This window comes from Citrobacter sp. RHBSTW-00986 (assembly GCF_013783065.1).
GTDB lineage: Bacteria > Pseudomonadota > Gammaproteobacteria > Enterobacterales > Enterobacteriaceae > Citrobacter > Citrobacter braakii.
In genome coordinates, this window is record NZ_CP056200.1 from 4,428,015 (window position 1) to 4,440,026 (window position 12,012).

The 12,012-nt window shown below is 51.8% G+C and carries 9 protein-coding genes; 6 read left to right on the forward strand and 3 right to left on the reverse strand.

All coding sequences use genetic code 11. The annotated features are described in order from the left end of the window. Positions 1 to 85 precede the first annotated feature (85 nt). A complete protein-coding gene (fumA, locus tag HV345_RS21370; RefSeq protein WP_016155418.1) occupies positions 86 to 1,732 on the forward strand; it encodes a class I fumarate hydratase FumA in 1,647 nt (548 codons plus the stop codon). A gap of 147 nt (positions 1,733 to 1,879) precedes the next feature. Beyond that, positions 1,880 to 2,497 carry a DUF2238 domain-containing protein gene (locus HV345_RS21375; protein ID WP_181636030.1) on the forward strand — a complete coding sequence of 206 codons (618 nt, stop codon included), beginning with the start codon at positions 1,880 to 1,882 and terminating at the stop codon, positions 2,495 to 2,497. Positions 2,498 to 2,522: 25 nt separating this feature from the next. Here HV345_RS21375 and HV345_RS21380 read toward each other — a convergent pair whose 3' ends face one another. The 3 genes from HV345_RS21380 to melA form a co-directional block, all read right to left on the reverse strand. Beyond that, positions 2,523 to 2,777, reverse strand: coding sequence for a SemiSWEET transporter (locus HV345_RS21380; RefSeq protein ID WP_016155416.1), 255 nt, complete (start codon positions 2,775 to 2,777; stop codon positions 2,523 to 2,525). A 2-nt stretch (positions 2,778 to 2,779) separates the two neighbouring features. Next, the gene (melB, locus tag HV345_RS21385) at positions 2,780 to 4,210 is read right to left on the reverse strand and encodes a melibiose:sodium transporter MelB (protein ID WP_181636031.1); all 1,431 of its coding nucleotides are present in this window, start codon (positions 4,208 to 4,210) and stop codon (positions 2,780 to 2,782) included. Between the two features lie 92 nt (positions 4,211 to 4,302). Further along, positions 4,303 to 5,658 carry an alpha-galactosidase gene (gene melA / locus HV345_RS21390; RefSeq protein WP_049259806.1) on the reverse strand — a complete coding sequence of 452 codons (1,356 nt, stop codon included), beginning with the start codon at positions 5,656 to 5,658 and terminating at the stop codon, positions 4,303 to 4,305. A 269-nt stretch (positions 5,659 to 5,927) separates the two neighbouring features. Here melA and melR point away from each other — a divergent pair, with 269 nt between their 5' ends. From melR to adiC, 4 genes are all read left to right on the forward strand, one after another. After that, positions 5,928 to 6,860, forward strand: a complete 933-nt coding sequence (melR, locus tag HV345_RS21395) for a transcriptional regulator MelR (protein WP_016155413.1) — start codon at positions 5,928 to 5,930, stop codon at positions 6,858 to 6,860. 277 nt (positions 6,861 to 7,137) lie between these two features. Next, a complete protein-coding gene (adiA, locus tag HV345_RS21400) occupies positions 7,138 to 9,405 on the forward strand; it encodes an arginine decarboxylase (RefSeq protein ID WP_016155412.1) in 2,268 nt (755 codons plus the stop codon). Positions 9,406 to 9,720: 315 nt separating this feature from the next. Next, positions 9,721 to 10,482 carry an AraC family transcriptional regulator gene (locus HV345_RS21405; protein ID WP_181636032.1) on the forward strand — a complete coding sequence of 254 codons (762 nt, stop codon included), beginning with the start codon at positions 9,721 to 9,723 and terminating at the stop codon, positions 10,480 to 10,482. 127 nt (positions 10,483 to 10,609) lie between these two features. Beyond that, the gene (gene adiC / locus HV345_RS21410; RefSeq protein ID WP_016155410.1) at positions 10,610 to 11,947 is read left to right on the forward strand and encodes an arginine/agmatine antiporter; all 1,338 of its coding nucleotides are present in this window, start codon (positions 10,610 to 10,612) and stop codon (positions 11,945 to 11,947) included. Positions 11,948 to 12,012: the final 65 nt, after the last annotated feature.

A 12,012-nucleotide genomic window follows, 5' to 3' on the forward strand; every position in this document is an offset into this window, starting at 1 on the left:
GTGCCGTCCGCTTTGGAACGGCACGCCACCGTCAAGACACAGAGAATTTTAAAATTCCTGAGAAAAATGAAAAGGCTGGAAGCAAATGTCAAAAGTTGAATTCACTTATCAGGCGGCTTTCCCACTGGGGGAAGACAAAACTGAGTACTACCTGCTGACCTCCGATCACGTCAGCGTCGGCGAGTTTGAAGGCGAAACAATCCTGAAAGTAGCCCCTGAAGCACTTACGCTACTGGCCCAACAAGCCTTCCACGATGCCTCCTTCATGCTCCGCCCTGAACACCAACAGCAAGTCGCCTCAATTCTCCATGATCCCGAAGCCAGCGAAAACGATAAATACGTAGCGCTGCAGTTCCTGAGAAACTCCGAAATCGCTGCTAAAGGCGTATTGCCAACCTGCCAGGACACCGGTACGGCAATTATCATGGGTAAAAAAGGTCAGCGCGTCTGGACCGGTGGCGGCGACGAAGCGGCACTCTCCAAGGGCGTATTTAATACCTATATTGAAGATAACCTGCGCTACTCGCAAAACGCGGCGCTGGATATGTACAAAGAAGTGAATACCGGCACCAACCTGCCCGCACAAATCGACCTGTACAGCGTGGATGGTGACGAATACAAATTCCTGTGCGTGGCCAAAGGCGGCGGTTCAGCGAACAAAACCTATCTGTATCAGGAAACCAAAGCGCTGCTCACCCCCGGCAAACTGAAAAACTTCCTGGTTGAGAAAATGCGCACGCTGGGTACCGCAGCATGCCCGCCGTACCACATTGCATTCGTCATTGGCGGCACGTCAGCGGAAAGCACCCTGAAAACGGTGAAGCTGGCCAGCACACACTACTATGACGCACTGCCGACTGAAGGTAATGCGCACGGCCAGGCGTTCCGCGATCTGCAACTGGAACAGGAACTACTGGAAGAAGCGCAGAAACTCGGCCTCGGCGCCCAGTTTGGCGGAAAATACTTCGCGCACGATATCCGCGTGATCCGCCTGCCTCGCCACGGCGCATCCTGCCCGGTTGGTATGGGTGTGTCTTGCTCCGCAGACCGTAACATCAAGGCCAAGATTAACCGCGAAGGGATCTGGATCGAAAAACTGGAACATAACCCAGCCCAGTACATTCCGGAGTCGCTGCGCCAGGCAGGCGAAGGTGAAGTGGTTAAAGTTGACCTTAACCGCCCAATGAAAGAGATCCTCGCTCAGCTCTCTCAGTATCCGGTTTCTACCCGTCTGTCGCTGAGCGGCACCATCATTGTCGGTCGCGATATTGCCCACGCGAAGCTAAAAGAACGTATTGAGTCCGGCGAAGGTCTGCCGCAGTACGTGAAAGATCACCCTATCTACTACGCGGGCCCGGCCAAAACACCTGCAGGTTATCCGTCCGGCTCTTTAGGGCCAACCACTGCGGGTCGTATGGACTCCTATGTTGACCTGCTACAGTCTCACGGCGGCAGCATGATCATGCTGGCAAAAGGTAACCGTAGCCAGCAGGTGACAGACGCCTGCCATAAACACGGCGGCTTCTATTTAGGTAGCATTGGTGGCCCGGCAGCGGTACTTGCGCAGCAGAGTATTAAACATCTGGAATGCGTGGAATACCCTGAGCTGGGTATGGAAGCTATCTGGAAAATCGAAGTCGAAGATTTCCCGGCTTTCATTCTGGTCGATGACAAAGGCAACGATTTCTTCCAGCAAATCGTCAGCAAACAATGCGCTAACTGCGCGAAGTAACCCATTCGGCCCGGCACTGGACTGACAACAGATTTTTGGCGTCAGTCCAGTGATCCCCCCGGGCCAACTTTATCCCCCCATTTACTGGCGTTGAATTTTTGCCGCTCACAGGGAATAGTAACCTTTTCCATTACTTGTGAATTCGCCATGCTCCGCACACTGAACTCCACAATCTTGCACTCTGGCGCGCTGCTCCTGGCGCTAATACTTATCTACACCGGTATCTCAGCCACAGAGAAAATCACCTGGCTGATGGAAGTTACGCCGGTCATTATTGTCGTTCCACTGTTGCTGGCGACCATGAAGCGCTACCCGCTGACGCCCTTGCTCTACACGCTCATTTTCTTGCACGCCATCATTCTGATGGTCGGCGGTATGTATACCTACGCTAAAGTCCCTGTCGGTTTTCAGGTTCAGGAGTGGCTGGATCTCAGTCGTAACCCCTATGACAAGCTGGGTCACTTCTTCCAGGGTCTGGTGCCCGCCCTGACGGCAAGAGAGATTTTAGTGCGCGGTAATATAGTTCGTGGCCGCAAAATGCTGGCATTTTTGGTCTGCTGCGTGGCGCTGGCGATTAGCGCGATGTATGAGCTGATCGAATGGTGGGCAGCGCTGGCGATGGGTCAGGGAGCAGATGATTTTCTCGGGACGCAGGGCGACCCGTGGGATACCCAGTCGGATATGTTCTGCGCCCTGCTCGGTGCGCTAACCACGGTGCTCGTGTTGGCGGGCTGGCACAACAGACAGTTAAAAACTGCCGGATAGCGCTGACGCTTATCCGGCAATCTGCCTACCCATTGCGAGACTTGATAACCAGAATCGGCAAGGCGAACAGGAGTGTCAGAAAGTTCGCCATGCTGACGGCAGTATCTTCAATCAATAATCCATAAATCAGCCACAACACCAGCCCACACACAAACATTACATACATTAAACCGGAGATACCCTGCGTGTTGCGGGTGGTAATGACCTTAATCGCTTGCGGTAAGAATGAGAGCGTCGTCAGGCTAGCCGCCAAATACCCAATCCACGAATGCCATTCCATAGCTACGCCTTCACATCACCTGGGGTGACTATCGCAATAGCCGGGATATCCGGTTCCTCATGGTGCCGCGGCACCTTACGGTACTTATCCAACAAATGAATCTGGACCCTGCGCAGCGTGTCGCCGTTCAGTCGGTAAAAGCGGAAGTAAAGGACTAAGGTCACCACAAAAAAGAGTGCAGGTAGCGCGATCATAATGAATTGCATACCAACAATGGTTTCTGCAGACTGCGCGACATTCGGCGCGTAATTAATCACCCCAAGTATCACTGCGATAAAGAAAGCGGCAAACGCAGAGCCTCCTTTTACCACCATCGTCTGCACTGAATAAGCGATACTTTCACAACGTACATTCAGTTTGTATTCGCCGTAATCAACGGTATCCGCCACCATAATGACCTGCAACACCCAGAAAAGCGCTGAACCAATATTCAGTAAAATACCAGCAATAACAATGAGTAAGATGTTATGGAAACCGGCTAACGCCATCACCAGCAGCACGATACAGCTGAGCACCGGCAGCACTGATGCCCCAGCCCACAGGATCCGTCGTGACAACGCTTTTACCAATCGAGGAAAGAAAATCAGCGTCAGCAGGTTTGCCGCTCCTGCGTAAGACATGTAGTACGGGAAGAGGCTTGCATCGCCAATCACATAAGTAAAATAGTAAATGGCAAAGCCTGCAATGATATTGGCGGCAATGTTGTAAGCCAGCGCCATGCCTAGCAGGCAGGATAACTGGTCGTTTTTATAGATGAGCCCAACGATCGCTTTCAGCCCAAGACGACTGCTGTCCGCCGTTGCCTCGCTATCTGACGAATAAACCTCATGCACATTACGCAGCGTAACAGCGGTAGAAACGATAAAGAATGCAATCAGCACCAGCGTAAACATCTGGAAACCAAAGCCGCGATCGGCCCCGCCAACATAGCTCACAAAGGGCAGCGTTACCCCCGCGGTGACAAACCCAGCCAGGCTTGCGAAGAAACGAGGGAACGGCACCAGTTGTTCACGCTCGCGTTTATCCAGCGTAATAGTTGGCACCAGCGACCAGAATGGAATATCCATAATGGTGTAGGTCATTCCCCATAATATATACGTCACGCACACAAATACGACTTGCGCAGTGCCCTCAAACAAATGTGCGCTAAAAAGCAAAAACAGCACCAATGAGTTCGCCAGCGTACCGAGTAAGATCCAGGGTTTAAATTTTCCCCACCGCGACCGGGTGGCGTTCACAATCCAGCCCATGATGGGATCGTTTACCGCATCCCAGACCCTTGCCGCCAGGAACAACGTTCCGACCAGCCCCACCGATAATCCCACCACGTCGGTGTAGTAATACATCAGGTACATGTACACAATACCGATGGCGAAATCCTTACCAAACGCTCCAAATCCGTAACTGAGTTTTGTTTTCAGAGAGATGCTCATAGGGTATCGGGTCGCCGTTACCAGCGCCCGCCTTCTGTTAGAGGAAACGTCAGAGGTTAAACGCCGGATGCTCTGTCCGGCGTAATGGTGTGTTAACGGTGTAACCAGGCCGGCAACCAGTCGCCATGAGACGCGATCAGGTCGTCCACCAGCGCATAAATCTCCTCAATCCCCAATACCGCGGCGGTATGCGGATCCATCATCGCCGCGTGATAAACGCGATCGCGATTTTCCGTCAGAATGGCTTCCGTTAGCAGGGTCTGAACATTGATATTGGTTTGCATCATGGCCGCCAAATGTGACGGGAGAGTACCCACCTTCGTTGGCTGGATACCATTCGCATCGACCAGGCAAGCCACCTCCACGCAACAGCCTTGCGGCAGGTTATCGATCAGATGGTCATTGCGAACGTTGCCATACACCACGCTCGGTTCACCGGTCCAGATAGCGTTCATGATAGTGCTGGCATATTCACGTGACGGTTTAATCTCGATCCGCGCCGCCGTTTTGTACTCTTCCAGCTCTTTGTTCCAGTTCGCCAGCTGTTCCACACAGCGTTTTGGATACTCATCCAGTGGAACCTTATAGCGCTCAATCAGATCCTCACGCCCTGGTTTGATAAACCACGGCGTATATTCCGCGAAATGCTCCGACGACTCAGTGACGAAATAGCCCAGCTTTTTGAACATTTCATAGCGCACAATGTTCTGACAACGGGTATTACCGTGAAGATTCGGTTTCGGCGCCTGACCAGATTCATAGGCCGCCAGCAGCTCCGGATAGAGATTCACATAAGCACCGTCAGCCGTTTTACGCTCAAGTTCCAGATAAAACGCCATATGGTTGATCCCGGCGCAGCGATAGCGCAAAGAGGCCGGGTCGATGTTCAAATCGCGGGCCAGCTCCTCCGCTGTCCCTTGCACCGAGTGACACAATCCAACCTGCTTAATATGCGGATAGCGCGCATACATTGCCCAGGTGTTCATCGCCATCGGGTTAACGTAGTTAAGCATCGTGGCCTGCGGGCAGACTTCGGTCATATCCTCACAAATCTGCCATAAATGCGGGATAGTGCGCAGCGCGCGCATAATGCCGCCTGGCCCCAACGTATCGGCAATCGTCTGCTCCAGACCATGACGTTTACACACCGCAAAATCGGTAACGGTACAAGGTTCATAGCCACCAATCTGGAAAGCGACCACCACAAAATCAGCATCCTGCAATGCCGCTTTTTGATCGGTATAGCAGGTGATACGCCCGGACGCGCCCGCTGAGTCCATCAACTTACGCACCACAATGTGTGACTCTTCCAGCCGAGTAGGATTGACGTCCATCAAGGCGATATGCGCAGATTTCAGCGCATCGCGATGAAAGACGTCCCCGAGGATATTTTTAACGAAAATCGTGGAACCGGCGCCGATAAAGGTAATTTTGGGTGCAGACATCATGACTCTCCAGAACATTAGTGAACACAGTCATGGTGGCACAGCGCATTGATGAAAACTTCCGACTTCCCTGGCGAGCATTCCCATAAACTCAGATCGCCTCTTTGTCCCATACTGGATCTGAGTTTATGGGACAAAATTGCACAAAAAGCAGAGTATGCGGCCCCAAAATCTCACTATGCTCAATGATATCGGTCCGATTTGTGTCCTGATTCTCAGCCTTAATGCGCAGCAAATGACATGATTCTGATAATTCAGGAAATGGAGCAACCATGAGTACATTACCGACATCGCCTCTTCCCCCCGATCCGCACATGTGCAGCAGCGATGAAGAGCAAACCCGCAGCCCATTGTCGCTGTACTCAGAATATCAACGGATGGATATTGAGCTGCGCTCACCGCATGCTATGCCTGCCAGCCACTGGCATGGGCAGGTGGAGATTAATGTGCCGTTTGATGGCGACGTTGAGTACCTTATCAACAACGAAGTGGTGCAGATAAAACAGGGGCACATTACGCTTTTCTGGGCCTGTACGCCGCATCAGCTCACGCGTCCGGGCAGCTGCCAAAGCATGGCTATCTTCAATTTACCGATGCACCTTTTCCTTTCCTGGCCGCTGGATCGCGAACTGATCAACCACGTTACCCATGGCATGGTCATCAAATCGCTGGCGTCGCAGCAGCTAAGCACCTTTGAAGTTCAGCGCTGGCAACAGGAGCTGAGCAACCCGAACGAGCAAATTCGCCAGCTCGCCATTGATGAAATTGGTCTGATGCTCAAGCGGTTTAGCCTTTCCGGCTGGCAGCCAATCCTGGTCAATAAAACTTCGCGGACGCACAAAAACAGCGTTTCGCGGCACGCCCAGTTTTACGTAAGCCAGATGCTGAGTTTTATTGCCGATAACTACGATCAGGTGCTCACTATCAACGACGTCGCGGAACACGTGAAGCTCAACGCCAACTACGCGATGGGGATTTTCCAGCGCGTGATGCAACTCACCATGAAGCAGTACATCACCGCAATGCGGATCAATCACGTCCGCGCATTGCTTAGCGATACCGATAAAACCATTCTTGACGTCGCGTTGACCGCGGGATTCCGATCCAGCAGCCGTTTTTATGACACCTTCAGCAAGTTTGTCGGCATGTCGCCGCAGCAGTACCGCAAACTGAGCCAGCAGCGCCGGCAAACAATGGCTGGCTGAGCAGCCATAAACCACCGGCGTTACCCCGGCCTACGATGCCTATCGTTCGCCGATATCAGTATCAGCCAAAAAAATATTCCCCCTGTCGATAAACAGCGATGAAAAATCGCCAATAAGCAAACATAACTATTTGTTTAAAAACAAATTAAACACAAATCAGGCTATTTATCACCCGCTTTACAGCCCATTTTGTCAGGATAATACTTGCCTGCGTCACATTCATACGGTGTGTCTGCAATCCATAAATTGCAACCTTTCCACAACCGGGTAAAAGATGATGAAAGTATTAATTGTTGAAAGTGAGTTTCTGCATCAGGACACCTGGGTCGGTAGCGCTGTCGAACGTCTGGCTGACGCATTAAGCCGCCAAAATGTTACCGTCATTAAGTCCACCTCATTCGACGATGGTTACGCAATCCTCGCCGCTAATGAAGCCATTGATTGCCTGATGTTTAGCTATCAAATGGAACAACAAGACGAGCACCTGAACGTCAGGCAATTGATCGGCAAGCTCCACGAGCGCCAGCAAAACGTTCCCGTTTTCCTGCTGGGCGATCGCGAAAAAGCCACCGCATCGCTGGATCGCGACCTGCTGGAGCTTGTCGATGAATTCGCCTGGATTATGGAAGATACCGCAGACTTTATTGCCGGACGTGCCGTTGCGGCGATGACCCGTTACCGCCAGCAGCTTCTGCCGCCACTGTTCAGCGCGCTGATGAAGTACGGCGACATCCATGAATACTCCTGGGCAGCGCCTGGTCACCAGGGCGGTGTCGGATTTACCAAAACGCCGGCGGGTCGTTTTTACCATGATTACTACGGTGAAAACTTATTCCGTAGCGACATGGGTATTGAACGCGCATCGCTCGGCTCACTGCTGGATCATACCGGCGCATTTGGCGAGAGCGAAAAATATGCCGCCCGCGTGTTTGGCGCTGACCGCTCCTGGTCCGTAGTGGTCGGGACTTCCGGCTCTAACCGCACCATCATGCAGGCTTGTATGACCGACAACGACGTCGTGGTGCTGGATCGTAACTGCCACAAATCTATCGAGCAGGGGTTGATCCTCACCGGCGCAAAACCGGTGTACATGGTGCCAAGTCGCAACCGGTACGGCATTATCGGCCCTATCTACCCGCAAGAAATGCAACCTGAAACATTGCAGAAAAAAATCAGCGAAAGCCCGCTGACTAAGGGCAAGGCCGGGCAAAAACCGTCTTACAGCGTTGTGACCAACTGTACTTATGACGGTGTTTGCTACAACGCCAAAGAGGCCCAGGACCTGCTCGCGCAAACCAGCGATCGCATCCACTTCGATGAGGCCTGGTACGGCTATGCCCGCTTTAACCCAATTTATGCCGATCACTACGCTATGCGTGGCGCGCCGGGCGATCATAACGGTCCTACCGTTTTTGCGACCCACTCGACCCACAAACTGCTGAACGCGCTCTCTCAGGCGTCTTACATTCACGTCCGTGAAGGTCGTGGGGCCGTGAACTTCTCCCGCTTTAACCAGGCGTACATGATGCACGCCACCACCTCCCCGCTGTATGCCATCTGCGCATCAAACGACGTGGCGGTCTCCATGATGGACGGCAACAGCGGTCTGTCGCTCACCCAGGAAGTGATCGACGAAGCGGTCGATTTCCGTCAGGCCATGGCGCGTTTGTACAAAGAATTTTCCGCCGAAGGCGACTGGTTCTTCAAACCGTGGAACAAAGAAGTGGTGACTGACCCGCAAACCGGCAAAACTTATGACTTTGCCGATGCGCCAACCCAACTCCTGACCACTGACCAGAACTGCTGGGTGATGCGTCCGGGTGAATCCTGGCACGGGTTTAAAGACCTGCCGGATAACTGGAGCATGCTGGACCCAATCAAAGTCAGTATTCTGGCTCCGGGGATGGGCGATGATGGCGAACTGGAAGAGAGCGGCGTACCGGCAGCGCTGGTCACCGCCTGGCTTGGCCGCCACGGTATCGTGCCGACCCGTACCACCGATTTCCAGATTATGTTCCTGTTCTCAATGGGGATTACCCGTGGGAAATGGGGCACGCTGATCAATACCCTGTGCTCATTCAAACACCATTACGATGCCAATACACCGCTGGCGCAGGTGATGCCAGAACTGGTTGAGGAACATCCTGACACTTACGCCAACATGGGCATTCACGATCTGGGCGACACCATGTTTGCCTGGCTGAAAGAGAACAACCCTGGCAGCCGACTCAACGCGGCCTACTCCGGCCTGCCTGTTGCTGAAATCACCCCGCGTGAAGCCTATAACGCGATAGTCAGCGATAACGTTGAGATGGTGGCCATTGAAAATCTGCCGGGTCGTATAGCTGCGAATTCCGTAATTCCTTACCCACCGGGAATTCCAATGCTGCTGTCCGGGGAAAACTTTGGCGACGCCAATAGCCCGCAGATTAGTTATCTACGTTCGTTGCAGTCCTGGGACCACCACTTCCCTGGATTTGAACATGAAACCGAAGGAACGGAAATTATTGACGGTGTATATCACGTCATGTGCGTGAAAGCATAATGTCATTTTATAGATAGTCCGATTTTTAAGGTAGACATGTCATGCTTGAGTAATTCCTGAGTATTGCTGCAAAACAATAACATTGTCATACCTTTTTGCGCGGGACCACCCCGCGCTTTTTTTATACGCAAATATCACGTTTCCACTTGCGTAAAAAAAAGTGTACATAAGAAAATTCCCACCAAACATTGTAATTAATTTCAGACACGTTATTTTAATGCGGTCCTGGATTCATCATACAATTTCAATTTAGCCGATATGGTTCATCTGATGGTGAGCTACGGTGTTTTATGTTCATATTCCTGGAGTTTGGGTATGAGGGTTTGCAGCAGAGCAGCTTGTGTTGTTGTATTAACGGAGAAGGATGTTTGGTTAAGGATTAACGGTAAAGAAGCCATCAGCTTAAAAGCTAATCATATGGCGCTGGTAGCATGCGATAATAATATTATCGATTTCTCATCACTTAATAACGCAATGGTCGTACATATCAGCCGTGATATCATTAAAGACTATCTACGTTTTTTAAATAAAGACCTTTCACAGATCCCACTCTGGCAACGCAGTGCCAACCCAGTGATGACCGCCGTCTGTCTGACGCCGGATGTCTTCCGGGTGGCTGCCCAATATAGCGTAATGGACACAATGGACGAAGGTGAAAGTGTGCGCACGCGATCGCTACTGTTCACGGTGTTATCACGCTTTCTCGGCAGCAAAAAGTTTATTTCTCTGCTCATGCATATACTACGCAGTCGTATCAGCGACAGCGTTTATCACATTATTGAGAGCGATATACATAAAGACTGGAATTTAAGCATGGTTGCCAGTTGCTTATGCCTGAGCCCCAGTTTGTTAAAGAAAAAGCTCAAAAGTGAAAATACAAGTTACAGCCAAATAATTACCACGTGTCGCATGCGTTATGCCGTCAATAAATTATTGATGGACGGCAAAAACATTTCCCAGGTCTCTCAACTGTGCGGATATAACAGTACCTCGTACTTTATTTCCGTATTCAAAGAGTTCTATGGGATGACGCCTCTGCATTATGTCAGTCAACATAGGGAGCCATCCGCTGCCTGATTTTTAATCAGTTAGCGATAAGCCATAATAATATCAGCATTAGCGATACCCCCAGTCCGCCATCATAAAATAGTCTTCTGAAGAGGTATGATAAGACGTCATTTATCCTTATCAGGAGTTACTAAATATGTCGACGGATGCTGATGCTCACAAAGTGGGCTTAATCCCCGTCACCCTTATGGTGTCGGGGAATATTATGGGTTCCGGTGTATTCCTGCTACCCGCAAACCTTGCGTCAACTGGCGGGATTGCAATCTACGGATGGTTGGTCACTATTATCGGTGCTTTGGCGCTGTCGATGGTGTACGCGAAAATGTCGTCCTTAGACTCCAGTCCCGGTGGTTCTTACGCTTATGCCCGCCGCTGTTTCGGTCCTTTTTTGGGCTACCAGACCAACGTCCTGTACTGGCTGGCTTGCTGGATTGGTAACATCGCCATGGTGGTTATTGGCGTCGGTTACCTGAGCTACTTCTTCCCCATCTTAAAAGATCCGCTGGTCCTGACGTTGACCTGCGTCGTGGTACTGTGGATCTTCGTATTGCTGAACATTGTCGGACCAAAAATGATCACCCGTGTACAGGCCGTCGCAACGGTACTGGCGCTGGTGCCAATTGTCGGTATTGCCGTCTTCGGCTGGTTCTGGTTCCGGGGTGAAACCTATATGGCGGCATGGAACGTCAGCGGCATGAACACCTTCGGTGCGATTCAAAGCACTCTGAACGTAACTTTGTGGTCATTTATCGGCGTGGAAAGCGCCTCCGTCGCGGCAGGTGTGGTTAAAAATCCCAAACGTAACGTGCCTATCGCCACCATGGGCGGCGTGCTGATTGCCGCCGTTTGCTATGTGCTCTCCACCACGGCGATTATGGGTATGATCCCTAACGCGGCGCTGCGTGTTTCAGCCTCCCCGTTCGGTGATGCCGCACGCATGGCGCTGGGTGACACCGCTGGGGCGATTGTCTCCTTCTGTGCTGCGGCCGGGTGCCTTGGTTCCTTGGGCGGCTGGACGCTGCTTGCCGGGCAAACCGCCAAAGCGGCAGCCGATGACGGCCTGTTCCCACCGATTTTTGCCCGCGTTAACAAAGCCGGTACGCCGGTAGCCGGGTTAATTATCGTCGGCGTTCTGATGACCATCTTCCAGTTCAGCAGCATGTCGCCAAACGCTGCGAAAGAGTTTGGTCTGGTCTCTTCGGTCTCCGTTATCTTCACGCTGGTGCCGTATCTGTACACCTGCGCCGCGCTGCTGCTGCTCGGCCATGGTCACTTTGGTAAAGCGCGTCCGATGTACTTACTGGTGACCTTTATCGCTTTTGTTTACTGCATTTGGGCCGTTGTCGGTTCCGGTGCCAAAGAGGTGATGTGGTCATTCGTCACACTGATGATCATCACCGCGCTGTATGCACTGAACTACAATCGGATCCATAAAAACCCATATCCACTGGATGCTCCGGTAAACAATAACTAACACAAACAGTCGTCGTTGCCCGATGGTGTAAGGCCATCGGGCCAACGCCGCCCCCGCGATTCCTG

Coding starts and splice junctions, on each gene's coding strand:
- fumA (WP_016155418.1), top strand. CDS start 86: ATGTCAAAAGTTGAATTCACTTATCAGGCGGCTTTCCCACTGGGGGAA.
- HV345_RS21375 (WP_181636030.1), top strand. CDS start 1,880: ATGCTCCGCACACTGAACTCCACAATCTTGCACTCTGGCGCGCTGCTC.
- HV345_RS21380 (WP_016155416.1), bottom strand. CDS start 2,777: ATGGAATGGCATTCGTGGATTGGGTATTTGGCGGCTAGCCTGACGACG.
- melB (WP_181636031.1), bottom strand. CDS start 4,210: ATGAGCATCTCTCTGAAAACAAAACTCAGTTACGGATTTGGAGCGTTT.
- melA (WP_049259806.1), bottom strand. CDS start 5,658: ATGATGTCTGCACCCAAAATTACCTTTATCGGCGCCGGTTCCACGATT.
- melR (WP_016155413.1), top strand. CDS start 5,928: ATGAGTACATTACCGACATCGCCTCTTCCCCCCGATCCGCACATGTGC.
- adiA (WP_016155412.1), top strand. CDS start 7,138: ATGAAAGTATTAATTGTTGAAAGTGAGTTTCTGCATCAGGACACCTGG.
- HV345_RS21405 (WP_181636032.1), top strand. CDS start 9,721: ATGAGGGTTTGCAGCAGAGCAGCTTGTGTTGTTGTATTAACGGAGAAG.
- adiC (WP_016155410.1), top strand. CDS start 10,610: ATGTCGACGGATGCTGATGCTCACAAAGTGGGCTTAATCCCCGTCACC.